Here is a 24,798-nt window from a genome sequence, read left to right on the forward strand (position 1 = left end):
AAACGGCGCCATGGCAAATACCGTTACAGGTCTTCCGAGCCGAGCAGCATCTCTGTGATGCCCTTGCCGGCCTGAACCATCGGCCAGACGTTTTCGGAAGGGTCGGTCTGGAAATCGAGGAACACCGTGCGGTCCTTCAAACGCAGCGCTTCCTTGAGCGCCGGCTCGACGTCCGCGGTCTTTTCGATCCGCATGCCGACGTGGCCATACGCTTCGGCGAGCTTCACGAAGTCAGGCAGCGCATCCATGTACGAATGCGAATAGCGCTTGCTGTATTCGATCTGCTGCCACTGGCGGACCATGCCGAGGTAGCGGTTGTTCAGCGAAATGATCTTCACGGGCGTGTCGTACTGCTTGCAGGTCGACAGCTCCTGAATGCACATCTGGATCGAGCCTTCGCCCGTGATGCACAGCACGTCGTCGTCCGGGTGTGCCATTTTCACGCCCATCGCCGCCGGCAGGCCGAAGCCCATGGTGCCGAGACCACCGGAGTTGATCCAGCGGCGCGGCTGGTTGAAGCGATAGAACTGCGCGGCCCACATCTGGTGCTGGCCCACGTCCGAACACACGAACGCGTTGCCGCCCGTGAGCTCCCACGCTTTTTCCACCACGTACTGCGGCTTGATGATGTCGCTCGAACGGTCGAACTTCAGGCAGTTCTTCTCGCGCCAGCCTTCGATGTCCTTCCACCAGTCGGCCAGCGCGGCCGTATCCGGACCGTGTTCGGCGTGCTGAAGCTGCTCGATGAGCTCCTTGAGCACTTCCTTGACGTCGCCGACGATAGGGATATCGACCTTCACGCGCTTCGAGATCGACGACGGGTCGATGTCGATGTGAATGATCTTGCGCGGACGCGAGGCGAAGTGCGCCGGGTCGCCGATCACACGGTCGTCGAAGCGCGCACCGATCGCGATCAGCACGTCGCAGTGCTGCATCGCCATGTTCGCTTCGTAGGTGCCGTGCATGCCGAGCATGCCGAGGAACTTGCGGTCGCTTGCGCGGTAGCCGCCCAGACCCATCAGCGTGTTCGTGACCGGGTAGCCGAGCAGATCGGCGAACTGGTTCAGTTCGCGCGACGCATCGGCGAGGATGATGCCGCCGCCGGTGTAGATATACGGACGCTTGGCCGAGAGGAGCAGCGAAACCGCCTTGCGGATCTGCCCCGAGTGGCCCTTGGTGACCGGGTTGTACGAGCGCAGCGAAACGTTCTTCACCGGTTCATACGCGCACGGCGTCTTCGACACGTCCTTCGGAATGTCGATCAGCACGGGGCCGGGACGGCCGGTGCGCGCAATGTAGAAAGCTTTCTTGACGGTAGCGGCGAGGTCGCGCACGTCCTTCACGAGGAAGTTGTGCTTCACGCAGGGACGCGTGATGCCGACCGTGTCGCACTCCTGGAAGGCGTCTTGACCAATCGCGGCGGTAGGCACCTGGCCGCTGATGATCACCATCGGGATCGAGTCCATATAGGCCGTCGCGATGCCCGTCACCGCGTTGGTGACGCCAGGTCCCGAGGTCACGAGACACACGCCGACGTTGCCGGTCGAACGCGCATAGGCGTCGGCCGCGTGCACGGCTGCCTGTTCGTGGCGCACGAGAACGTGCTGGATCTTGTCCTGCTTGTACAGCTCGTCGTAGATGTAGAGTACCGAGCCGCCGGGGTAGCCCCAGATGAATTCGACCTGCTCGTCGGCGAGCGCCTTCATCAGCACGGTTCCGCCGATGGATTGGGTGTTGCCTTGAGGGTCAGATTCTTGCGAAGGGGGGACCGACGTGGAGAATTCCGCGCTGGGCATATTCATCATTCACCTTTCGAATTTTCGGCAAAAAATTGATCGGGTGCTCTCTGCCGGGCTTGTGGCTCGGGTTCAAGCGGCGCGTCCAGTTGACAGATGAGCTTCTTGGGCCACATCCGAATTGAGACAAGTCACTTATGTTGCGAACCGTCGAAGATAGCGGCTCGATGCCTTTCGGTCAAGCAAATATTGAGAACGCAGGCACGAACGTTGCGACATCGCGCACGCCTCGCGGCGCCCGCCAGGAGCCGACAGGGGCACCACGAAGGCATGCACCTCTATGATGCGAAGCATTCTCACAGCCTTCCTGCTACCCTGCCGGCGCGAAAATTTGCTAGGATCCGCGAGTTTTACGACTTTTTTCGAACGATTACGCGTACGCTGGCGGCGGCGCCCTGCAACGGATGGCATCAGACAAGGAACTCGCCGACTTTCTGGCGGGCGTCGAAAGACGCGCGTTCAAGCAGACGGTCTACGCCGTAAGGGACGACGACGCCTCGCTCGACATCGTGCAGGACGCGATGATCAAGCTCGCGGAAAAATACGGAGACCGCCCGGCCGCAGAACTCCCCCTGCTCTTTCAGCGTATTTTGCAAAATACGATGCACGACTATTTTCGTCGGCAGAAAGTACGCAATACTTGGGTGAGTCTGTTTTCGTCGCTCGGCAACGCCGATGACGAGGAGTTCGACCCCCTCGAGACCTTCGAGGCCGAGCAGGGCACGGCTGGCGCCGAAAGCAGCGAGCAGCAGATCGAGCGCGCTCAGGTGCTCCAGATGATCGACGACGAGATCCAGAAATTACCGGCACGTCAACGGGAGGCGTTTCTGATGCGTTACTGGGAGGATATGGATGTCGCCGAGACTGCCGCCGCAATGGGCTGCTCCGAAGGCAGCGTGAAAACGCACTGCTCCCGGGCCACCCACACGCTGGCGCAAGCGCTCAAGGCCAAAGGAATCACGCTATGAGCTCCGCCCTCGAAAATAAAGAACTAGAGTTCGTGCGGGAGATGCGTCGTGCGCTCGATGAGAGCGCCGCCAACCTGCCCGCTGGTACCACCGCCCGGCTCGCCGCCGCACGCAAGACCGCGCTCGCCCAGAAAAAGGCAGAGGTCGTGCTCGTGCGCGCGCCGTCGCTCGCCGCAGCCGGCGTCGGCAGCCTGTCCGGCGCGCCGGCGCACCTGCCCGCGCGCCGCCGTTCTGCGTTCGCGCGCTTCGCGCTCGCCTGGCCGCTTGCGGCGCTCGTGGCGGGCCTCTTTGCCATTGCGTACTTCGAAGATCAGCAACGCACCGCTGAACTCGCCGATATCGACGCGGCCATGCTGAGCGACGACCTGCCGCTCACGGCCTACCTCGATCACGGGTTCAACGCGTATCTGACGCGCGCGCACTAAGGAAATCTGAGCAGGAGACCGACGGGGTGAGTTACAAGCGCGGCCTGGCCGTTGTCATTGGATCTGTGGTCGCGGCAGTCGTGTCGTATGTGGCGACCTACCCGCGCTTTCACCCCGAGCCGACTGGCGAAATCACCGCTGGCGCGGCCGCGCCGGTGAAAGCGCCCTCGGCCGACAATCCGATTGCGACCGCGTTCGCGCCGGCGCCTGGCGGCCAGTCCGACCCGCTCGCGTGGGCGCGCCTCAGTGAAGCGCAGCACGTCGCTCTCGCACCGTTCGCTGTTGAATGGGATCGCTTCAGCGACGAGCGAAAACGCAAATGGCTGAAGATCGCAGCACGTTATCCGAAGATGTCAGCCGAAGCACAAAAGCGCCTGCATGAACGCATGGCGGAATGGGTTGGCATGACGCCGGAGCAACGGCGCGTCGCGCGCGAAAACTACCAGGTGTCCAAGGAATTGCCGGCGCAGGCGCGCCAGCGCGCCTGGAAGGCTTACCAGCAGCTCCCCGAAGAGCAGAAAGAACGCCTTGCCGCGAGCGAGCACAAGCGCCGGCCCACCGTCGTGAGCGCCCCGCCGAGCGGCAACAAGAGCGAGATTCGCGATATTCAGCGCCTCGTCAACGAGCGCGATCATGGCGGCTTGCCGCATGCTCCCGCCGGCGTCACGGGTGCATCGGGCGCGGGCGGCGCGAGCAGCACGGGTTCAGGTCTCGCGCCCACGGCGCCTGGCACGCCGAGCGAGCCGCCGGCAGCTTCGTCGTTTGCGTCGGGCATTCCCGCCGCCGGCAGCTTCGTGCCGGCCACGCCGATTCCCGTCTCACCCGCCGAAGCACCCGCGGCGTTCAAGGGCTCCTGAAGCCTCCACCGGCGCTCACGCCCCCTCGTTAACCCCGCCGCAGCGTTCCGACCATTTCGTCGCGCGCGTTTTCGAGGTTATGCTTGGGCGTCCCGTCCCCGAACCGACGCCATCGTGTCCGAAAGCGCCCAAGCCGCCGCCCTGCCGTCCGCCGTCGTCTTCCCCGTTGAACCCGCGCCTGTTTCGATTCGCCGCCGCCTCGCCGCATTCGTCTACGAGAGCGTGCTGCTTTTCGGCGTCGTCTTTGCCGCCGGACTCGCGTTCAGCCTCGTCATGCAGCAGCGCAACGGCTACACGCATCACAACGCGATGGCGGCCTGGATCATCTCCGTGGCCGGCGTGTACTTCGTCGGCTTCTGGCACAAAGGCGGGCAAACACTGCCGATGAAGACCTGGCGCCTGCGTGTGATCGGCCCGGACGGCCAGCCGCCCACGCTCGCGCGAGCAGCATTGCGCTACCTCGCCGCGTGGCTGTGGTTCCTGCCGCCGCTCGTGCTGCATCCCCTGCTCAGTCTTTCCGTTCCGCACACGCTCGCTCTCGAAGCCGTCTGGTTCGCGCTCTGGGCCGCCAGCGCCCGCTTCTCCCACGACCGGCAGTTCCTTCACGACCGCATTGCGGGCACGCGCATTGTCGCAATTGCGCGACAACGCACGTCGGCGTAGCAGCCGCATCACCTTCTCCCTCGCGCCGGAAAAGCGTGGGCATGGCACCACCTGGGACTGCGTAACGAGACCTTCTCGTGACTGTCATGTTGCCGTCACGGCGGCATGGCGCAATGCGCGTATTCCAACCTGCCGCGCGCGCCATGGCCCAAAAGACGTCAGCGACCACCCTGTTCCGGCAGACCACCGGACGAGGCACCGATTCCGCCACGTTCCACCCGTCCCCCGGCGGAGCCACCTTTCCCGCCCCGCCCCTGCCGCCCGCTTCGTTCGACGACGCCTCCAGCAGCGGCTCCCACGACGACGATCACCCCGACCCCACGCGCTACCGCACGATCTGGCTGTCCGATATCCATCTCGGCACAGGCGGCTGCCAGGCCTCGTATCTGCTCGACTTTCTGCGCCACAACGAGTCGGAGTATCTGTACCTCGTGGGCGACATCATCGACGGATGGCAGTTGAAGAAGGGCTGGTACTGGCCGCAGGCGCACAACGACGTCGTGCAAAAGGTGTTGCGCAAGGCGCGCAAGGGCACCCAGGTCATCTACATTCCGGGCAACCACGACGAGAGCGCGCGCCAGTTCTGCAATCTCGCGTTCGGTGACATCCACGTGCGCGAGGAAGCCTTTCACACGACGCTGGCCGGCAAACGCCTGTGGGTCGTGCACGGCGATCTCTTCGACGGTGTGATCCAGCACGCCAAGTGGCTCGCCTATCTCGGCGACTCGGCCTATACGCTGATCCTTCTGCTCAACCGCTGGTTCAACCGCGTGCGCGCGAAGCTCGGCTTCCAGTACTGGTCGCTCTCGCAGTACCTCAAGCATCAGGTGAAGAACGCGGTGAACTTCATCTCCTCGTTCGAGCGCGTGATGACCGACGAGGCGCGCCGCCGCGGCTGCGACGGCGTGGTTTGCGGCCACATCCACAAGGCCGAGATCCGCGACATCGACGGCATTCTGTACTGCAACGACGGCGACTGGGTGGAAAGCCTTTCCGCGCTCGTCGAGACGTTCGAGGGCGAGTTGCGCATCGTCTACTGGACCGTGAAGCGCGCACCGGAAGCGCAGGTCTCGACACGCAAGGCGCGCGTGAGCGCCGTTTGAGAAACGACTACCGCTACGCAACTGCAGCCATAACCGCACTACGTAACGCCGAGAGGGCCGACGACCAATGAAAGTAATGATCGTGACCGATGCATGGGAGCCGCAGGTAAACGGCGTGGTTCGAACGCTGAAAAACACGACGCGCGAACTCATCGCGCTCGGACATCAGGTCGAACTGCTCACGCCGCTGGAGTTCCGCACGATACCCTGCCCCACGTACCCGGAAATCAAGCTCTCGCTGTTTCCGAAGCGACATCTGCGGGACCGCATTCGCGCATTCGGCCCCGATGCCATCCACATCGCAACCGAAGGTCCGCTCGGACTCGCCGCGCGCCGCTACGCGATCGACCACGACCTGCCTTTCACGACCGCTTATCACACGCGCTTTCCCGAGTACGTGCAGGCGCGCTTCGGCGTACCGCTGTCCTTGACGTACCGTTTCCTGCGCTGGTTCCACAAGCCTTCGCTCGCGGTCATGGCGCCCACGCCCGTCGTCAAGACCGACCTCGAGAAGTTCGGCTTCACGAACGTCGTGCTGTGGACGCGCGGCGTGGACCTCGACATCTTCCGGCCGATGGAGTCGAAGGTGCTCAACACGGCGCGCCCCATCTTCCTCTATGTGGGCCGCGTAGCCGTGGAAAAGAACGTCGAGGCGTTTCTCAAGCTCGATCTGCCAGGCTCGAAATGGGTGTGCGGCGAAGGTCCGGCGCTCGCCGAGCTGAAGTCGCGCTATCCCCAGGCGAATTACCTGGGTGTCCTGAGCCAGCCCGAGCTTGCGAAGGTCTACGCCGCCGCCGACGTCTTCGTGTTCCCGAGCCGCACCGACACCTTCGGCCTCGTGCTGCTCGAAGCGCTCGCCTGCGGCACGCCGGTGGCCGCCTACCCGGTGACGGGCCCGATCGACGTGCTCGGCACGGGCGGCGCGGGCTCGATGAACGACGACCTGCGCGAAGCGTGTCTCGAAGCGTTGAAGATCGATCGCGCCGAGGCGCGCGCCTGGGCCGAGCGCTTCTCGTGGCGTGCGGCTTCGGAGCAATTCGCGGCGCATCTCAAGCCGCGCTCGCGCGCGACGATGGAGCCTTCCAGCGCTGCCGCCTGAGCACGAGGCCGGCCATGGTCCGCGCATCGATTGTCCGCGAGCGCGCCGGGGAGACGGACGACCCCGGCGCAACCGCCTCTCACGCGTGCGATACTGGGGTACTACCTGGCACCACCATGACGCCCCGTCCTCCGTCACCGCCGCATAGCGCCCAGGGCGCACACAATCCCAATCCGCCAGCCCGCCAGAGTGCGGGCGGCTCGACGCGTGCCGCGCGTACCGCCGAAGCGCTCGATCCGCGCGCGCCGGCTTCTGCCGCTAATCCACCGGCCGCACCCGGCGTCGAGCCGCAAACCGCATCGGTAAGCGAGCACGCCGCTCCTGTCGCGGCACGCGCAGCCCCACCGGAGCCGCCCGAGCCGCCGCACCTGCACGAACCGCTCGGCCCCGACGATCCGCTCGCTCCGTTGCCCTTTAACCCGTACAAGGGCAACCGTGGCATTACCCGCGCATGGAAGGCGCTCAAGTACTCGATCAAGGGCTTTCGCGCCGCCATCCGCGAGGAAAGCGCGTTTCGCCAGGAGCTCACGCTCGCGGCCATCCTCGTGCCCATCGGCGTGTTCATTCCGGTCGAGCCGGTCGAGCGTGTGCTGCTGCTCGGCTCGGTGATCCTGGTGCTGATCGTCGAGCTGCTCAATTCGAGCATCGAAAACGCCGTCGACCGCATCGGCCTCGAGCGCAACGAGCTTTCGGGCCGCGCCAAGGACCTGGGCAGCGCGGCCGTCACGCTCGCCTTGCTGCTCTGCGTGCTGACCTGGGGGCTGATCCTCGTACCCCGCTTCGGGCCCCTGCTGCTGCACGGAATCGGCGTACTCTAGTGCCCGAACACCCCCGTGTAGCGGGGCCCCGCCTCTGCCCCACGCTCTTGACAGGCGCAAGCTGTCGGTGCGCGCGGGCCGTCGGTTTATAATCGAACGACAGTCTTATAACGACCAACCACGTCCGGGCCGCGCGCACCGCAATATACAAGCGGGCGCCTCGCGCCCGGCACAGCATTTTCAGGGCCGGACGACATGGATGCCAAACCTCCCCGCCGTACACGTGAACGGATTCTCGAGTTGTCGTTGAAACTGTTCAATGAAATCGGCGAGCCGAACGTCACCACGACGACCATCGCCGAGGAAATGGAGATCAGTCCAGGCAACCTGTACTACCACTTCCGCAACAAAGACGACATCATCAACAGCATCTTCAGCCAGTTCGAGCAGGAGATCGAAAAGCGTCTGCGCTTTCCCGAAGACCATCGCGCCACCATCGACGAGATGTGGGCGTACTTGCAGTACATGGTGGACTTCACGTGGCGCTACCGCTTTCTCTATCGCGACCTGAACGACCTGCTCGCGCGCAACCGCACGCTGGAGATGCATTTCAAGCAGATCATCAGCCACAAGGTGCACTTCGCGAAGCAGTTCTGCGAGCAGCTCGTGGAAGACGGCGACATGGTCGCCACGCCCGCCGAGATCGACGTGATCTCGACCAACATTGGTGTGATCGCCACCTACTGGCTGTCGTACCAGTTCGTGATGAACCCGCGCAAGTACAACGACCAGGAAGCGATTCGCGACGAGCTGCACCAGGTGAGCGTGCAGATCGTCTCGCTGATGGCGCCGTATCTGCGCGGCCGCGCGCGCGAGCTGTTCGACGATCTCGTCTCGGGCAAGCTCCCGAAGCGCGAGTTCTACGACTACCTGCCGCCGCGCGAAGGCGCGGGCGCCGCCAAGGACAACCGCGAATAAAGGCCAAAGCCGAATGAAAGCAGTCTGCGTGTATTGCGGCTCCTCACCCGGAGCCAACCCGATTTATACCGAAGCCGCCCAGGCCTTTGGCCGCGCGCTCGTCGCCGCGAACCTCGCGCTCGTCTATGGCGGCGGCAAGGTCGGACTGATGGGCGTGATCGCCGACACCGTGATGGCGGGCGGCGGCCGCGCCATTGGCGTGATTCCCGAGCTGCTGGTGGACAAGGAAGTGGGCCATGCGGGCCTCACCGAGCTGCACGTCGTGCCCGACATGCACCATCGCAAGAAAATGATGGCCGACCTCTCGGACGCGTTCGTCGCGATGCCGGGCGGCGCGGGCACGCTCGAAGAGCTGTTCGAGGTCTACACGTGGGCGCAGCTCGGCTATCACCGCAAGCCGGTGGGCGTGCTGAACATCGGAGGCTTTTACGATCCGCTGATGTCGCTGCTCGACCACACGGTGCGCGAAGGCTTCATGCGCCAGACCTACCGCGACATGCTGCAAACCGATAGCGACCCCGCGGCGCTGATCGCCAAGCTTCAGCGCTACCACGCGCCCGAGAAGGACAAGTGGGCGGACTTGCGCGAGAACGTTTGATCTAGCCGCACGCTTCTGTTCCCTCGACAAACCGCAGTCACTACGATGAGTCCGTCGCAATGAGCAAGGTTGTCCTGATCACTGGCGCAAGCCGCGGCATTGGCCGCGCGACGGCGCGTCTGCTTGGCGCGCACGGCTGGACCGTGGGCGTCAACTATCTGCACAACGAACCGGCCGCCGACGAAACCGCCGCCGAAGTGGGCCGCGCGGGCGGCCACGCGCGCGTGCTGCGCGGCGACGTGGCGAACGAGGCGGACGTCATCGCGATGTTCGACGCGCTCGAATCGGCCTACGGCCGTATCGATGCGCTCGTGAACAACGCAGGCATCGTGGCGCCGGGCAGCCAGGTCGCCGACATGAGCGCCGAGCGCCTGAAGCGCATGTTCGACGTGAACGTGTATGGCGCGTTTCTGTGCGCACGTGAAGCGGCGCGGCGCATGTCGAAGGATCGCGGCGGCGACGGCGGCGCGATCGTCAACGTTTCTTCTGCTGCCGCGCGGCTGGGCTCGCCCAATGAATATGTCGACTATGCGTCGTCGAAGGGCGCGGTCGACACGATGACAATTGGACTGGCCAAGGAACTCGGCCCGCAAGGCGTGCGCGTGAACGCCGTGCGCCCGGGCCTCATCGACACCGAGATCCACGCGAGCGGCGGTCGCCCGGATCGCGCCGCCGTGCTCGGCGCGCAAACGCCGCTCGGCCGGCCCGGAAGCGCCGACGAAGTCGCGCAAACGATCGTGTGGTTGCTGAGCGACGCTGCGTCCTACGTCACGGGCGCCCTGCTCGACGTGAGCGGCGGGCGCTGAAGCCGAGCGCCGGACTCAGCTAGAACGACGAACCGCGCTCGCGCAGGAACGCGGTCTCTTCGTCGGTGGACACGCGGCCCAGTTGCGCATTGCGATGGGGAAAGCGCCCAAAGCGCTCGAAGACGTTCGCGTGGCGCACTGCGTAATCGTAGTAGCCCTGCCCTTCAGGCTCTTTCGCCAGCTCGCCGAAAAGCCGCAGCGATTCGCGCTGCGCTTCGGCGCTTTCGGCATGCTCGAACGGCAGATAGGCGAACGAGCGGTGCTGCAGCGTGGGCAGGCGCAGATCCGCGCCGCTCTCCACCATCGCACGCGCAATGCCGAGCGCCTTGTCGTCCGCGGAGAACGCGTGCGGCGTGCCGCGATGGCAGTTGCGCGAAAACTGGTCGAGCACGATCACGAGCGCGAGCGCGCCTTCGGGTGTTTCGCACCATGCGTCGAGTTCGCCCGCGCAGGCGGCGTCGAGCAGCGCGCCGAAGCGTTCGCGCAGCTTCGCGTCGAACGCCGCATTCTTGCGGAACCACATCTTCCGCTCGCGGCCGAACGCCTCCGAACCCGGGGCGCCGAACCAGAAGTCGAGCACCTCGTGCGCTCGCGCGTCGAGATGCATTACGCCAGTTCCAGCACGAGACGCCGCGTACGCGCGCTCTTCTTTTCGAGCTTCGCCACACGCAGCGCGCCGATCTCCTGCGTGTTGCGCACGTGCGTGCCGCCGCAAGGCTGCAAATCGACGCTCTCGATGCGCAAGAGCCGCACACGGCCCAAGCCCATGGGCGGCTTCACGCTCATCGTGCGCACGAGTTCGGGGCGTTGCGCCATCTCTTCGTCGGTGATCCATTCGGTCGCCACCGCATGCGCGCCCGACACGAGTTCGGCAAGCCGCGCCTCCACCATGTCGCGCTCGATCGGCTCGACCGTGGCGAAATCGAGGCGCGCATAGTCGGTCGTGATGCTGCAGCCGTCCACGGGGTACGGCAGCACCGCGCACATCAGATGGCTCGCCGTATGCAGGCGCATGTGCCGGTGGCGGCGCGCCCAGTCGATCTCGGCGCGCACGCGCTCTCCGGCGGCGAGGCGCGCGAGCAGCGCTTCCTGGCCGGGCGCGGGAACGTGCAGCGCGTCGTCGGGCGTCGCGCCTTCGAACTTCGCCTTGCGGGTGTCGGCAATCTCGATGCGCGTGCCGTCGGCGAGCACCAGCGCGCCGGCGTCGCCGGCCTGGCCGCCGCCGAGCGGATAGAACACGGTCTGGTCGAGCCGCACGCCGTCCTCGCCAACGGCAAGCACGGTCGCTTCGCACTGCGTGAGATAGGCGTCTTCGCGAAAGAGCGCGCGGGTGGTCGTCATCGTGGGTGTCTCCTTGTTTTGCTGACGGCTGGCCGCGCAACGGCGGCCGCGAGCCAAAGGGGCATTATGGCCGCCTCGTGAAACACCCCGCTGGACGGCCGCGACGCGCCAGCGCCTGACTGTACCGGCCCACGGACCGGCACAATCGGGCGCGGCGAATCAACCCGGGTGATTGCGCATCCAGTCGGCGGTATCGAAGAACGAGTGCAGCAGGCGCTCGCGCAGCGGCTCCGGCAGGCCCACGTCTTCCATCGCCCACGCCATGCAGCGCAGCCACTGGTCGCGCTCGGACGAGGCGATCGCGAACGGCAAATGGCGCGCGCGCAAACGCGGATGACCGAAGCGCTCGATGTAATGGTCCGGGCCGCCAAGCCAGCCGCAGAGGAACCAGAACAGCTTGTCGCGCGAACCGTCGAGCGTTTGCGGGTGCATCGCGCGAATGCCCGCAAAGTCGGCCTCGAGGTCCATCAGGTCATAAAAACGGTCGACGAGCTCGCGCACGCGCGCCTCGCCGCCGACGAGTTCGAAGGCCGTGGGTTTCTGCGGCGCTTCGTCGGCTGGATCGGTCATACGGTTGAATCAGAACAAAAAGAGGGACGGCAACACATTGCCGGAAACCAACAATTCTCGCATAGCGGCGCGTGGCGGCGGGTTGTCGCCTCGCGCCTCAGGCGTCGCGCAGCGACTGCAGCGCCGGCCGCGCGAGCACGTGCCGCAGGCTGATCCACCCGCCCACGCCTGCGCACACCACGCCAGCGGCGATGCCGGCCGGGAAGAGCCACGGATCGAACGGGAGATAGAACAGAAACACGTGCGTGGCGAGCACCGAGCCGATCGCCTGCGCGCCGATCGCCGCCAAGAGCCCCGCGAGCGCCCCCACCGAGATGAATTCGGCCACTTGCACCGCGCGCACCTGCTGGTGCGATGCCCCGAGCGCGCGCAGCAGCGCCGACTCGCGCATGCGCTCGTCGCGCGTGCCCGCGAGCGCCGCGTAGAGCACCAGCACGCCGGCGGCGAGCGTAAAGAGAAAGAGGAACTGCACCGCGCCGATCACCTGCTCGAGCACGCGCTCGATCTGCGCGAGAATCGGCGCGATGTCGATCGCGGTGACGTTGGGATAGCGCGCGACGAGACCGTCCACGACCTCGCGCTGCCCAGGCGGCAGGTGAAAGCTCGTGATGTAGGTCGCCGGAAAATCGCGCAACAGCCCGGGCGGCATCAGCACGAAGAAGTTGACCTTGAACGAGCCCCAGTCGAGCTTGCGCACGCTCGTCACGGGCGCCGTGACTTCGAGGCCGGTCACATCGAACTTGAGCACGTCGCCGGGCTTCACGTTGATGAGCTTCGCGAGACCCTGCTCGATCGAAAGCTGCGGTGTGCCCGAATCGCCATACCAGGTGCCCGCCTCGATGCGGTTGTCGTCGGGCAGCTTCGTCGTGTACGAGAGATTGAACTCGCGATCCACCAGGCGGCGCGCATCCTCGCTCTTGTACGAGTCGGGATTCACCGGCTTGCCGTTGATCGAGATGAGACGCCCGCGCACCATCGGCTGGAGATCGCTGTCGTTGGCCCCGGCAATGCCATGCGCGCGCAGCCAGGCCGCCACGGCGTCGCGCTGGTCGGGCTGGATGTCGATGAGGAACTCGTTGGGTGCGTCCGGCGGCGTGGACTTGCGCCAGCCATCTACAAGGTCGTTGCGCGTCATCGCGATCAGCAACAGGCACATGAGGCCGATGGCGAGCGCCGTGATCTGCAGCGCGCTTGCGCCCGGCCGCCGTTCGAGCGACGCCAGCGCATAGCGCCAGCCCACACCCGCGCGCGCCTGGCCGGACAGTCGCCCGCTGCGCGCCACGCGCGCCGCACACCAAAGCGCCGCGCGCGCCACGCAGGCAAACACGAGCAGTCCGAGCGCGAAGCCGCCCGCAACGATGCCGCCCAGCTTCAACTCCCCCGCCGCGATCACGAGCAGCCCCGCAAAGAGCGCAATGCCGACGCCATACGCCGCCCACGCGGCGCGCCCTTCGTCGCCCCACTCGCGGCGCAGCACGCGCACCGGCGGCACGCGCGTGAGCGGCAAGAGCGGCGGCAGCGCGAAGCCGAGCAGCAACACGAGGCCCGCGGCGATGCCTTCGAGCACGGGCAGCGGCCCGGGCTGCGGCAGCACGACGTCGATGAGATTGCCGAGCCACGCCAGCAGCGCGAGGTGGCCCGCGTAGCCGAGCGCGACGCCTGCCGCACCGCCCGCGAGCCCGAGCCCCGCGAACTCCAGCACGAAGAGCGTGCGCAGCGTGCGTTGACTCGCGCCGAGGCAGCGCATCGCGGCGCACGCGTCGAGATGGCGGCGCGTGTAGCGATGCGCGGCCATCGCGATCGCCACGGCCGCGAGCAGCGCCGTGAGCAACGAAACGAGCGTGAGGAAGTGGCGCGCGCGGTCGAGCGTCTCGCGCACCTGCGGCTGGCCGTCCTGGAGCGATTCGAGCGCGACGCCGCGCATCTTGCCGCCATCCACACGCTCGCGCGACCAGGCCGCGAACTGCGCGACGGCCGGATCGGCGCCCGCCACGAGCAGCCGGTAGGTCACGCGGCTGCCATAGCCGATCAGCCCCGTCGACGCGACTTCGTCCGCGCGCATCATGAGGCGCGGCGAGAAGTTCACGAAGGAAAAGCCACGGTCGAGTTCTTTGGTGATGAGCGCGTTCACGGTGAAGGTGCGCGTGCCGACCTTCACCGTGTCGCCAATATGCAGCTTGAGCGCTTCGAGCAGTTCGTCGTCCACCCAGACGGTGCCGGGTGGCGGAATGCCCTGCGCCGCATGATCGGGCGCGCCCGGCGCCGCGGCGATGCGCAGCGCACCGCGCAGCGGATAGTCCGCCGACACGGCTTTGATGGCGGCAAGGCGCGTGGCCGTTGCGCCAGGAGCGGCGGAAGCGCCGGCCCCCGAACCCACCATGCTCGGAAAGATCGCCGTGGTCGCCGTGCGCAGCGAGAGCGACTGCGCCTCGCGCGCAAACATCGGATCGACGGGGTGATCGGCGCGCACGATGAAATCGGCGGCGATCATGCGCCGGGCGTCGCGTTCGAGACCGCGCTGCAGGCGGTCAGCGAGAAAGCCGACGCTTGCGAGCGCCGCCACGGCGAGCACGAGCGCGAGCAGCAGCATGGTCAGTTCGCCCGCGCGCCAATCGCGTGCCGTCATGCGCGCGGCAAGATGCACGAGATCGGACCAGCTTGGGGTCGTACGCACGGCCACCGGCCCACGACCGCCCTGGCCGCCGCCGGTTGCGCCCGGCGGATCAGCCTGCACAAAGCCCGGGCCGCCTTCGCTGCGCGGCGGCTTTGCGTTAGAAGAAGAAGGCGCGCCGCCGCTCAATCGTGACGACCCCGCAACGAAAGACGCGAAACCATGTGCGTCGCCATGCCGCGAAAACCGCCTTGCACGCCGCGCCACAGGCGTGGCAGCGCCCAGGCCGCGAGCACGAGAAAGGCCACGAGCATGACGAGGAACAGCAGCGGCACGAAGAACGCGAGCAGCACGCCCACGAAGGTCATGCCGTCCTCGGCGCTCGACGTGACGACGTTCGACACCGGTTCGGGAGAAAGATTGATGAGCGCGCGCGTGCCCGCCTTGGCGAGATGCGCCGTGCCTGCGAGCGTGCCGCCCGCCAGCGCGGCGACGGTCAAGAGTGCCGGATCGGCGTGGCCGAGCGCGCCGGCCGCCAGCACGGCCCCGGCCGGAATGCGGATGAAGGTATGCACCGCGTCCCAGAGCGAGTCGAACGCGGGGATCTTGTCGGCGAGGAATTCGAGCACCGTGAGCGCGGCGGCGATGCCGATCACCCATGGCGAAGCGAGCACGGCAAGCGTGTCGGGGAGGTGAATCAGGCCAAGACGTTGCAGTACGCCGGCCATCAGCACCGTAAGGTAGAGGCGCAGGCCGCTGCCCCAGGACAGGCCCGCTGCTAGCGAAAGTGGTTCCAGCATGGCTGCCTCCTCGCGCGGCGCGGCCGGGGCGCCGGCGCTCCACGCGCGAAACGGGAGAGCAGGCGCGCTGTGCGCACGCGCTCGCCGCTGATGCGGCGCGGAGTGTTATCGGGTTATGACCGTTCCATTATAGCCACGCTCGCTGCGGTGCCGCAGCGGTGTTGCGCGGCCGCGGCACTCGGTCGGAGCCGCGGTATGCATAGCGAATTGGATCAAGCCGCCGAAGAAAGCTTGAGACCGATGAGGCCAAGCACGATCAGCGCGGCGCTCGCCACACGCGCGGCGCTCACGGCCTCCCCCATCATGACGATGCCGAACACGAACGCGCCGACCGCGCCAATGCCCGTCCACACCGCATAGGCGGTGCCGAGCGGCAATTGACGCATGGCCATGGCGAGCAGCACGAAGCTGCCCAGCGCCGTGACCACGGTGAACACCGAGGGCCAGAGCCGCGTGAATCCTTCGGAAGATTTGAGACCGGCGGCCCACGCCACTTCGAGCAGGCCAGCGATGAGAAGAAGAAACCAGGACATGGGGACGCTCCATTCAAAAATGGGGCCGTCCCCGATGACCAAAAAAACTGCAAGGCCGTCCTTACAGAAGTGTAATTATAGCACCAGCGCGGTGCAGGCTCACTGCACGCCGACCAGCCGATACCCCACGCCTGTCTCCGTGACGATGTGCTCGGGCTGCGCGGGATCGCGCTCCAATTTCTGCCGCAGATGCGCCATATAGATCCGCAGGTAGTGGCTGCTCTCCACATGCGACGGCCCCCATACCTCGCGCAGCAGCTGCCGGTGCGTCAGCACGCGCCCGGCGTCGCGCACAAGCGTGGCGAGCAGGCGGTACTCGATAGGCGTGAGATGCACGGGCGCGCCTTCGCGCGTCACCTGGCGCAGCGCGAGGTCGACGTTCACCGCGCCGAAGCTCACCTGCGGCGCTTCGTTCGCCCCGCCGCGGTTGCGCCTGCGCAGTTGCGCCCGGATGCGCGCAAGCAACTCGGACACGCCGAACGGCTTGGTCAGGTAGTCGTCGGCGCCAGCGTCGAGTGCGGCCACCTTCTCGCTTTCCTGGGTGCGCGCCGAAAGCACGATGACGGGCAGATCGCTCCAGCCGCGCAGCTCGCGGATCACGTCGAGGCCGTCGGTGTCGGGCAGGCCCAGATCGACGATCACGAGGTCCGGCTTGCGCGTGGCGGCCTCGACGAGGCCCTGCTTGCCGGTCTCGGCGTCGTGCACCACGAAGCCCTCGCCCTCGAGCGTGGCGCGCACGAATCGGCGAATCTGTTTTTCGTCTTCGATCAGAACAACGGCGATGCTCGGGTCACTCATTTGCGGGTTTGGGATCGAAGGTTTTTTCGGGGGCGGCCATCCGTGGGGCGGCCATCCGTGGGACGGCCACCCGTGGGGCCGATTCGCCGCTGACGGGTTCAGTCGCGCTCGCGCGTTGCGCGTCGCCGGACGGCTCAAGCGGCTCCAGCGGATCGAGCGCTTCATGCATCTCCGACGTATCGTTCACATCGGCGGGCAGCGGCGGCGGCGACTCCACGGGCAGCGCAAACCAGAACGTCGCGCCTTCCACATGGCCGTCGGCCGCGACGCGATTAGCCGCGCCGATTGTACCCCCGTGCGCTTCGACGATCGCCCGGCAGATGGCGAGTCCGAGCCCGATTCCGGGCTTGGCCGACTCCTTCTCGCCACGCGTGAACTTCTCGAACACGCGCTCGCCCATGCCGGGCGGCAAACCCGGCCCGTTGTCCTCGATGGAAACGCGCACGAACGGCTGGCCGCCCTCCTCCACGCGGCGCGCCGCGATGGTGAGCGGCGTGTCGGCGGGCGTGTACTTGGCCGCGTTCTCCAGCAGGTTCGAAAAGAGCCGCTCCATCAGCACGGCGTCGAGCTGGAGCAGCGGCAAGCCCTCCTCCAGCTTCACCTGGACCGGGTGCCGCGCAAGCACGCGGCGGCAAGCGGCGAGCGCCGCGCCCACGGTTTCCTCGAGCAACGTCCATTGTCGATTGAGCTTGAGGCTGCCGGCCTGCAGGCGCGCCATGTCGAGCAGGTTCGTGACGATGCCCGTCATGCGCAGCGCCTCGTCGTGAATCGCCTCGATCAACTCGCCCGAGCGGGGGTCTTGCGCCTCCTCGGGCTCATGGGTTTGCGCGAGCATCGACGAGAAGCCGACGATCGCCGTGAGCGGCGTGCGCAGGTCGTGCGAAATGGCCGAGAGCAGCGAGTTGCGCAGGCGCTCCGACTCCATGTTGACGAGCGCGTCGCGCGCGATGTCCACGTAGTGCACACGCTCGAGCGCGAGCGCGATTTGCGCGGCGAACGCGTCGAGCATGCGTTGCTGCTCGGGCACCTGGAGCTCGCGCGTGTCGCGCGTCACGACCGCGAGCACGCCGCGCGTGCGCATTGGCGCCTTGAGCGGCAAGTAGCGCGCAGCCGTGGCCGGCAGCGTATCGGTGCCGTGGCCTGCTGGCTTTTGCTGGTCGTACACCCACTGGCCCACGTCGATGTCGAGGTTTTCGGCGTCGAGCATGATCTTCGGATCGGGCTCTTCGATCTTCTGCTGCACCTTGTCGGCGCTATCGGGCAACAGCAGCGCCACGCGCGCGCCGAACACCTCGCTCACGTGACGGCTGCCGATCGCCACAATCTGCTCCGTGGTGAGCGCCGCGGCCAGCTCGCGCGCCATCGCGTACATCGCACCCGTGCGCTGCTCGCGCCGCTGCGCGACGCTCGCCTCGCGGCGCAGGCTCGACGTGAGATGGCTGATGACGAGCGAAGTGAGCAGCATGCCGACGAAGGTCAGCAGATATTGCGTGTCCGTCACCGAAAACGACATGCGCGGCGGCACGAAGAAAAAGTCGTACGCCGCGACGCTCGCAAACGAGAGCATGACGCCCGGCCCGCGCCCGAGCTTCGTCGCCGCGAAGATCACGCCGAGCAGATACAGCATGACGAGATTCGCGAGGTCGATGCGGTCGATCAGTTGGCTCGCGATGAGCGTCACGCATGCACAGATCACGAGCGCGGCCGCGTACGCGCGCGGCGGCGAGCGCTCCGCCCCGCCCGCCGCGAGCGCCTCACGCCATGCGTTGGCGGCGCGTGTTGCGGCGCTGACCGCGCCTGCCTCGCTGCCCGGGCGCACCGCGTCGCCCGCACTCGCGCGCACGAGCGTGAGATCGACGTCGCCGGCTTTTTCGGCCAGGCGCTCGCCGAACGGGCGCTTCACCCAGCGCGAAAAGCCCGTGCGCAACGAGCCGCCCGCCACGAGCTTCGACACGTTGCGCAGCCGCGCGTAGCCGACGAGTGTCGTCGCGGCGTCCTCGCCCGCGAGCGTCGCCGTTTCGGCGCCGAGTTCGGAGGCGAGCTTGAGCGCGCCGAGCGTACGCTCACGCGTCGCATCGGGCAGGCGCTGGAGCTTCGGCGTCTCCACATATACGGCGATCCAGTCGGCCTTCAGGCTCGCGGCGAGCCGCGCGGCGGCGCGCACCAGCGCGTTCGCCTCGGGCCCCGGCCCCACGCAGACGAGAAGGCGCTCGCGCGCCTGCCAGACATGCTGGATCGAGCGGTCGGCGCGATACTCGCGCATCTGCGCGTCCACGCGGTCGGCCGTGCGGCGCAGCGCCAGCTCGCGCAGCGCGATCAGGTTGCCCTTGCGAAAGAAGTTGCGCACCGCGCGCTCGGCCTGCGCCGGCATGTAGACCTTGCCGTCGCGCATGCGGTCGAGCAGTTCTTCGGCGGGCAGGTCGACGAGTGTGACTTCATCGGCACGGTCGAACACTCGGTCGGGTACGGTCTCCCACACGCGAATGCCGGTGATCTGCCCCACCACGTCGTTGAGGCTTTCGAGGTGCTGCACATTGACGGTCGTGTAGACGTCGATGCCCGCGTCGAGCAGCTCGTACACGTCCTGCCAGCGCTTCATGTGACGCGCGCCGGCCACGTTCGAATGCGCGAGTTCGTCGACGAGCACGAGTTGCGGCTTGCGCTCGAGCGCGGCGTCGAGATCGAATTCTTCGAGCAGACGCCCGCGATAGGCAATGCGCTGACGCGGCATGACGTCGAGGCCGGCGGTGAGCGCGGCGGTCTCGCTGCGGCCATGCGTCTCGACGATGCCGACCACCACATCCACGCCCTCCTCGGCGCGGCGGCGCGCAGCCTGCAGCATCGCATAGGTCTTGCCGACGCCCGCCGACGCGCCGAAAAAAATCTTCAGCTTGCCGCGGCGGCGTTTTTCTTCGTCGCGCTGCAGGCGGTCGAGCAGTTCGTCGGGATCGGGGCGGTTCATGCGGAAGCCGGAATGGAATTCACGTGGATTGCACCTGGGGCACGAAAGATCGTCTCACCGTGGCGCGGAAATGGCAAACCGCACGCCCGACGCGCAAGGCGTCGAGCGTGCGTTGCGGCGTGGCAATCGTCGCTCAGCCAACATCTTTGCCGTCGAGCGCGAGGTTCAGCTCGAGCACGTTCACGCGCGCCTCGCCGAACAGGCCGAACTGACGGCCCTTCGTGTAGCGGTCCACGAGCGCCTGGACGTCGTTCGCGCTCAGGTGGCGCGCCTGCGCCACGCGCGCCACCTGGTACGCGGCGGCTGCCGGCGAGATCTCCGGGTCGAGGCCGCTGCCCGATGACGTCACGAGGTCGGCGGGTATGGGCTGCGAGACATCGGTGCCCGCTGCCTTCAAGGCGTCGATGCGGCCTTTGATCTCGTCGGCGAGCGCCGGGTTGGTCGGCCCGAGGTTCGAGGCGCCCGAACCCGTCGCGTTGTACGGCATGGGCGAGGTGGCCGAGAGGCGGCCCCAGAAGTACTGGGGCGCATCGAACTGCTGGCCGATGAGCGCGCTGCCCACCACCTTGCCGTCGACTTCGACGAGGCTGCCGTTGGCCTGGCGATGGAACGCGGCCTGGCCGAATGCGGTCATCACGGCCGGATACACGAGGCCGGTGATGACCGTCAGCACGGCGAAGATCACGATCAGAGGACGAAACTGCGATTTCATTTTGGCTTCCTATGTATCTATCCGTGTCTATCCAGACGGCTCAAACCCAGCCGAATGCGGCGAGCGCCATGTCGATCAGCTTGATGCACGGGAACGGCAGCAGGATGCCGCCGAGGCCGTAGACCAGCAGATTGCGGCGCAACAGCGTCGCCGCGCCGAGCGGCCGGTACTTCACGCCCTTGAGCGCGAGCGGAATCAGCATCACGATGATGAGCGCGTTGAAGATCACCGCCGAGAGGATCGCCGACGAAGGCGACGTGAGGTGCATGACATCGAGCACGCGCAGTTGCGGATACGTCGAAGCGAACGCCGCCGGGATGATCGCGAAGTACTTCGCGACGTCGTTGGCGATCGAGAACGTCGTGAGCGAGCCGCGCGTCATGAGCATCTGCTTGCCGATCTCGACGATCTCGATGAGCTTGGTCGGGTTCGAATCGAGGTCGACCATGTTGCCCGCTTCCTTCGCGGCCTGGGTGCCCGTGTTCATCGCCACGGCCACGTCGGCCTGCGCGAGCGCCGGGGCGTCGTTCGTGCCGTCGCCCGTCATCGCCACGAGCTTGCCCTGCGCCTGGTGCTCGCGGATCGTCGCGAGCTTGGTTTCGGGCGTGGCCTGCGCGAGGAAGTCGTCCACGCCGGCTTCGGCGGCGATCGCGGCGGCGGTCAGGCGGTTGTCGCCCGTCACCATCACGGTCTTGATGCCCATCTTGCGCAGCTCGGCGAAACGCTCCTTGATGCCGCCCTTCACCACGTCCTTCAGCTCGATCACGCCGAGCACGCGCGCGACGCCGTCATGCATTTCAGCCACGACGAGCGGCGTGCTGCCACGACGCGCCACGTCGTCCACGGCGTTGTCGACTTCGCCGGGGAAACGGCCGCCGTGGGTTTCGACGTAGTTCTTGACCGCGTCGGCGGCGCCCTTGCGGATTTCGCGGCCCGGCATGTCCACGCCGCTCATGCGCGTTTGTGCGCTGAAGGCGAGGAACACGGCGTGCAGCGCGTGCATGTCGCGCTGACGAATGTTGAAGCGCTGCTTCGCGAGCACGACGATGCTGCGGCCTTCCGGCGTTTCGTCGGCGAGCGACGACAGTTGCGCGGCGTCCGCGAGCGCTTCTTCGCTCACACCCGGCGCGGGAATGAACGTCGAAGCCTGACGGTTGCCGAGCGTGATCGTGCCGGTCTTGTCGAGCAGCAGCACGTCCACGTCGCCAGCGGCCTCCACCGCGCGGCCCGAAGTCGCGATCACGTTGGCCTGCATCATGCGGCTCATGCCGGCCACGCCGATGGCGGAAAGCAAGCCGCCAATGGTCGTCGGAATCAGACAGACGAGCAGCGCGACGAGCGCCGTGATCGTGACCACGTGGCCCATCTTCGCGGCTTCGACCGAGAACATCGAGAACGGCAGCAGCGTCGCGGTGGCGAGCAGCAGCACGATGGAGAGCGCGACGAGCAGGATCGTGAGCGCGATTTCGTTAGGCGTCTTCTGGCGCTTCGCGCCTTCGACCATCGCGATCATGCGGTCGAGGAAGGCCTCACCCGGATTCGCCGTGACGCGCACGACGATCCAGTCGGAGAGCACGCGCGTGCCGCCCGTCACCGACGAAAAGTCGCCGCCCGACTCGCGGATCACCGGGGCCGATTCGCCGGTAATGGCCGATTCGTCCACCGAGGCCACGCCTTCGATCACTTCGCCGTCCGCCGGAATCGTGTCGCCGGTCTCGACCAGCACCACGTCGCCGCGGCGCAGGTCGGAAGCGGTCATGATGCGGATCGGCGCCTTCGGATGCGGCTCGTTGAGCTTCTTGGCCATGACGTCTTTCTTGGCCTGGCGCAGCGACGCGGCCTGCGCCTTCGAACGCCCTTCGGCGAGCGCTTCCGCGAAGTTCGCGAACAGCACCGTGAACCACAGCCACAGCGCGACCGCGAGGATGAAACCCGCGGGCGCCTCGGCCTGGCCCACGAGCGCCGCAATCCAGAGGATCGTCGTGAGCACGCTGCCCACGTACACGCAGAACATCACCGGGTTGCGCAACTGCGTGCGCGGGTTGAGTTTTCGGAACGAGTCCACGATAGCCGGACGCACCAGCGCCGGATCGAACATGGACCGAGTTGCACTATGCTGATTCATTTTCGTTTCGCTCATGTTGCGAAGGCCCCCGTTCAATGCACGCCCATCATGATCAGATGCTCGACGCCGGGACCGAGCGCGAGCGCGGGCACATAGGTGAGCGCGCCGACCAGCAGCACCGTGCCGAGCAGCAGCACGACGAAGAGCGGGCCATGCGTGGGCAGCGTGCCGCCCGTCACCGCAATGCGCTTCTTGCTCGCCAGCGACCCCGCGATGGCGAGCACCGGGATGATCGTGCCGAAGCGGCCGAACCACATCGCAATGGCGAGCAGCCAGTTGTAAAACGGCGTGTTCACGGTCAAGCCGGCGAACGCGCTGCCGTTGTTGTTGGCTGCCGAGCTGAACGCATACAGGATCTCGGAGAAGCCATGCGCACCAGGATTGGCGATACCGGCCTTGCCCGCGTCCGAGAGCACGGCGATCGAGGTGCCGAGCAGCACGAGCAACGGTGTGAGCAGCACGACGATCGACACCATCTTCATCTCGAACGACTCGATCTTCTTGCCGACGTATTCCGGCGTGCGGCCGATCATGAGCCCCGCCACGAACACCGCGAGCAGCGCGAACACGAGCATGCCGTAGAGACCCGAACCGACACCGCCGAAGATCACCTCGCCGAGCTGGATGAAGAGCATCGGGACGAGGCCGCCGAGCGGCGTGAGCGAGTCGTGCGCCGCGTTCACGGCGCCGCACGAGGCCGCCGTGGTGGCGACGACGAAGATGCCCGTTTGCGCGATGCCAAAGCGCGTTTCCTTGCCTTCCATGTTGCCGCCCGCCTGCAGCGCGCTGGCGTGCTGGTCGACGTTGAGCGACGTGAACATCGGATTGCCCGCCTGCTCGGCGGACAACACGCCGCCCACGGCCACGGCGAACGCGACCGTCATCACCGCGAGCACGGCCACACCCTGCCTGCGGTCGCCGACCACGTTGCCGAACACGAGACACAGTGCGGCCGGAATGATCAGGATCGCCAACATTTCGATGAGGTTCGAGACCGGCGTGGGGTTCTCGTACGGATGCGCCGAGTTCGCATTGAAGAAGCCGCCGCCATTGGTGCCGAGCATCTTGATCGCGACCTGCGAGGCGACCGGGCCCATGGCGAGCGTTTGCGACGTGACCTTCGTGTCGACCGTTTCAGGATTGCCCTTCGCGTCCTTCACGGGGTTGCCCTGGGCGTCGAGCTTCGGCGCGGCGTAGGTCGTGGTTTGCAGCACCGGCACGTCCTGATACGCCTTGAAATTCTGGATCATGCCCTGGCTCATCAGGAGCGCGGCGATGATCGCCGCCATCGGCACGAGGATGTAGAGCGTCGTGCGCGTGAGGTCGACCCAGAAGTTGCCGATGGTCTGCACCGAGTGGCGGGCAAAGCCGCGAATCAGCGCGATCACGACCACGATGCCGGTAGCCGCCGAAAGGAAGTTCTGCACGGTGAGGCCGAGCATCTGCGTGAGATAGCTCACCGTTTGCTCGGGCGTGTAGTCCTGCCAGTTGGTGTTGGTGACGAAGCTCACCGCCGTGTTGAACGCGCCGTCCACCGTCATCGGGCCGAACTGCTGCGGGTTGCCAGGCAGCCAGCCCTGAATGCGCAGCAGCACATAAAGAAAGCCCACGCCGAGCACGTTGAACGAGATGGTGGCGAGTGCATAACGCTTCCAGTTCATCTCGGACTGCGGGTCGACGCCGGCTACGCGATAGAGCAGGTTTTCGAGTGGCGCGAACAGGCGCACGACGCGCGAGCGCCCGTCGAGCACGCGCGTCATGTAGCCCGAGACAGGCACCGCGAGCGCGAGGAGGATGACGATGAAAAGCCCCGCCTGGAGCAGAGTGTTGCCGTTCATTCGATATCCTCCGCGCGCAGCAGCGCATGGACGAGATAAACGAACAGCAACAGCGTTGCCGCCCCCGATAGCCAGAAGATCCAGGTCATGGGCGCACCCCCTTCGCACCTTGATCGCGGCGGTACTGCATCAGCTTCTCGCAGCCCGCGATCAACGCGTATGTGAGCGCGGCGAAAACCACCAGCCCCCCGATATACAGCACATCCATTGTCGTGTTCTCCATTCGCGGATGACGGATGGCTGAAAGTTACCCGCTACGGCATTAAATCCGGATCAAAGGTTTTGGCGCGCGTATAAAAAACGCGTAAACGCGGGGGGCGCGGAAAGAAAAAAGGCGCGCAACATGGGCGTTGCGCGCCTTTTGGGTCGTGGTGACGGCGTAAAGAAGCGAAAAGGAACGTAAATGGTCGAGTCAATACGCGGGCGCCGATGGCTCGCGCCAAGCGACGCAACAGTG

Annotated in this window: 24 protein-coding genes; 10 read left to right on the forward strand and 14 right to left on the reverse strand. The window is 66.4% G+C overall.

Annotation, left to right across the window (positions count from 1 at the left end; all coding sequences use genetic code 11):
* Nucleotides 1–23 precede the first annotated feature (23 nt).
* The gene (locus U5A57_RS26930; RefSeq protein ID WP_321914771.1) at nucleotides 24–1,802 is read right to left on the reverse strand and encodes an acetolactate synthase 3 catalytic subunit; all 1,779 of its coding nucleotides are present in this window, start codon (nucleotides 1,800–1,802) and stop codon (nucleotides 24–26) included.
* A 398-nt stretch (nucleotides 1,803–2,200) separates the two neighbouring features.
* Here U5A57_RS26930 and U5A57_RS26935 point away from each other — a divergent pair, with 398 nt between their 5' ends.
* From U5A57_RS26935 to U5A57_RS26980, 10 genes are all read left to right on the forward strand, one after another.
* Nucleotides 2,201–2,764 carry an RNA polymerase sigma factor gene (locus U5A57_RS26935; RefSeq protein ID WP_069265288.1) on the forward strand — a complete coding sequence of 188 codons (564 nt, stop codon included), beginning with the start codon at nucleotides 2,201–2,203 and terminating at the stop codon, nucleotides 2,762–2,764.
* Nucleotides 2,761–3,189 (forward strand): DUF3619 family protein, encoded by a 429-nt coding sequence (locus U5A57_RS26940; RefSeq protein WP_321914679.1) that lies wholly within the window; start codon nucleotides 2,761–2,763, stop codon nucleotides 3,187–3,189. The genes U5A57_RS26935 and U5A57_RS26940 overlap by 4 nt, the downstream gene beginning before the upstream one ends.
* A gap of 26 nt (nucleotides 3,190–3,215) precedes the next feature.
* Complete coding sequence (locus U5A57_RS26945; RefSeq protein WP_321914680.1) at nucleotides 3,216–4,046, forward strand: DUF3106 domain-containing protein; 831 nt, start codon at nucleotides 3,216–3,218, stop codon at nucleotides 4,044–4,046.
* 114 nt (nucleotides 4,047–4,160) lie between these two features.
* Entirely contained in the window at nucleotides 4,161–4,709 is a 549-nt protein-coding gene (locus U5A57_RS26950) for an RDD family protein (RefSeq protein WP_415774666.1), read from the forward strand.
* A gap of 143 nt (nucleotides 4,710–4,852) precedes the next feature.
* A complete protein-coding gene (locus tag U5A57_RS26955; protein ID WP_321914681.1) occupies nucleotides 4,853–5,812 on the forward strand; it encodes a UDP-2,3-diacylglucosamine diphosphatase in 960 nt (319 codons plus the stop codon).
* A 67-nt stretch (nucleotides 5,813–5,879) separates the two neighbouring features.
* Nucleotides 5,880–6,911, forward strand: coding sequence for a glycosyltransferase family 1 protein (locus tag U5A57_RS26960; protein WP_321914682.1), 1,032 nt, complete (start codon nucleotides 5,880–5,882; stop codon nucleotides 6,909–6,911).
* A 116-nt stretch (nucleotides 6,912–7,027) separates the two neighbouring features.
* Nucleotides 7,028–7,729, forward strand: a complete 702-nt coding sequence (locus U5A57_RS26965; RefSeq protein ID WP_321914683.1) for a diacylglycerol kinase — start codon at nucleotides 7,028–7,030, stop codon at nucleotides 7,727–7,729.
* A 195-nt stretch (nucleotides 7,730–7,924) separates the two neighbouring features.
* A complete protein-coding gene (locus tag U5A57_RS26970) occupies nucleotides 7,925–8,647 on the forward strand; it encodes a TetR/AcrR family transcriptional regulator (RefSeq protein ID WP_158757374.1) in 723 nt (240 codons plus the stop codon).
* Between the two features lie 13 nt (nucleotides 8,648–8,660).
* Nucleotides 8,661–9,245 carry a TIGR00730 family Rossman fold protein gene (locus tag U5A57_RS26975; protein ID WP_321914684.1) on the forward strand — a complete coding sequence of 195 codons (585 nt, stop codon included), beginning with the start codon at nucleotides 8,661–8,663 and terminating at the stop codon, nucleotides 9,243–9,245.
* 59 nt (nucleotides 9,246–9,304) lie between these two features.
* Complete coding sequence (locus U5A57_RS26980; RefSeq protein ID WP_321914685.1) at nucleotides 9,305–10,051, forward strand: SDR family oxidoreductase; 747 nt, start codon at nucleotides 9,305–9,307, stop codon at nucleotides 10,049–10,051.
* Nucleotides 10,052–10,070: 19 nt separating this feature from the next.
* On the opposite strand, the gene U5A57_RS26985 is transcribed toward U5A57_RS26980, so the two are convergent.
* The 13 genes from U5A57_RS26985 to U5A57_RS27045 all read right to left on the reverse strand — a co-directional run bounded on the left by U5A57_RS26985 (nucleotide 10,071) and on the right by U5A57_RS27045 (nucleotide 24,549).
* Nucleotides 10,071–10,658, reverse strand: a complete 588-nt coding sequence (locus U5A57_RS26985) for a DUF924 family protein (RefSeq protein ID WP_321914686.1) — start codon at nucleotides 10,656–10,658, stop codon at nucleotides 10,071–10,073.
* Nucleotides 10,658–11,392 (reverse strand): alanyl-tRNA editing protein, encoded by a 735-nt coding sequence (locus U5A57_RS26990; RefSeq protein ID WP_321914687.1) that lies wholly within the window; start codon nucleotides 11,390–11,392, stop codon nucleotides 10,658–10,660. Before U5A57_RS26990 ends, U5A57_RS26985 begins: the two co-directional genes overlap by 1 nt.
* A 159-nt stretch (nucleotides 11,393–11,551) precedes the next feature.
* On the reverse strand, nucleotides 11,552–11,962 hold the full coding sequence (locus tag U5A57_RS26995) for a group II truncated hemoglobin (protein ID WP_158757369.1): 411 nt from the start codon (nucleotides 11,960–11,962) through the stop codon (nucleotides 11,552–11,554).
* Between the two features lie 97 nt (nucleotides 11,963–12,059).
* A complete protein-coding gene (locus U5A57_RS27000) occupies nucleotides 12,060–14,588 on the reverse strand; it encodes an ABC transporter permease (protein ID WP_321914774.1) in 2,529 nt (842 codons plus the stop codon).
* Between the two features lie 170 nt (nucleotides 14,589–14,758).
* Nucleotides 14,759–15,373: a DUF4126 domain-containing protein gene (locus U5A57_RS27005; RefSeq protein WP_042272294.1), complete on the reverse strand. Its 615-nt coding sequence runs from the start codon at nucleotides 15,371–15,373 to the stop codon at nucleotides 14,759–14,761.
* A 212-nt stretch (nucleotides 15,374–15,585) separates the two neighbouring features.
* The gene (gene sugE / locus U5A57_RS27010; protein ID WP_254319094.1) at nucleotides 15,586–15,906 is read right to left on the reverse strand and encodes a quaternary ammonium compound efflux SMR transporter SugE; all 321 of its coding nucleotides are present in this window, start codon (nucleotides 15,904–15,906) and stop codon (nucleotides 15,586–15,588) included.
* A 99-nt stretch (nucleotides 15,907–16,005) separates the two neighbouring features.
* Nucleotides 16,006–16,704, reverse strand: a complete 699-nt coding sequence (kdpE, locus tag U5A57_RS27015) for a two-component system response regulator KdpE (protein WP_321914688.1) — start codon at nucleotides 16,702–16,704, stop codon at nucleotides 16,006–16,008.
* Nucleotides 16,697–19,666: a sensor histidine kinase KdpD gene (locus tag U5A57_RS27020; protein ID WP_321914689.1), complete on the reverse strand. Its 2,970-nt coding sequence runs from the start codon at nucleotides 19,664–19,666 to the stop codon at nucleotides 16,697–16,699. The genes kdpE and U5A57_RS27020 overlap by 8 nt, the downstream gene beginning before the upstream one ends.
* 133 nt (nucleotides 19,667–19,799) lie before the next feature.
* Nucleotides 19,800–20,378, reverse strand: coding sequence for a potassium-transporting ATPase subunit KdpC (kdpC, locus tag U5A57_RS27025; RefSeq protein WP_321914690.1), 579 nt, complete (start codon nucleotides 20,376–20,378; stop codon nucleotides 19,800–19,802).
* 40 nt (nucleotides 20,379–20,418) lie between these two features.
* Nucleotides 20,419–22,503, reverse strand: a complete 2,085-nt coding sequence (gene kdpB / locus U5A57_RS27030; protein ID WP_321914691.1) for a potassium-transporting ATPase subunit KdpB — start codon at nucleotides 22,501–22,503, stop codon at nucleotides 20,419–20,421.
* Nucleotides 22,504–22,535: 32 nt separating this feature from the next.
* The gene (gene kdpA / locus U5A57_RS27035; RefSeq protein ID WP_321914692.1) at nucleotides 22,536–24,341 is read right to left on the reverse strand and encodes a potassium-transporting ATPase subunit KdpA; all 1,806 of its coding nucleotides are present in this window, start codon (nucleotides 24,339–24,341) and stop codon (nucleotides 22,536–22,538) included.
* Nucleotides 24,338–24,430 carry a K(+)-transporting ATPase subunit F gene (kdpF, locus tag U5A57_RS27040; protein ID WP_027819619.1) on the reverse strand — a complete coding sequence of 31 codons (93 nt, stop codon included), beginning with the start codon at nucleotides 24,428–24,430 and terminating at the stop codon, nucleotides 24,338–24,340. The genes kdpA and kdpF overlap by 4 nt, the downstream gene beginning before the upstream one ends.
* The gene (locus tag U5A57_RS27045; protein WP_069265305.1) at nucleotides 24,427–24,549 is read right to left on the reverse strand and encodes a potassium ABC transporter ATPase; all 123 of its coding nucleotides are present in this window, start codon (nucleotides 24,547–24,549) and stop codon (nucleotides 24,427–24,429) included. Before U5A57_RS27045 ends, kdpF begins: the two co-directional genes overlap by 4 nt.
* Nucleotides 24,550–24,798: the final 249 nt, after the last annotated feature.

Source organism: Paraburkholderia sp. J11-2 (assembly GCF_905220185.1).
GTDB lineage: Bacteria > Pseudomonadota > Gammaproteobacteria > Burkholderiales > Burkholderiaceae > Paraburkholderia.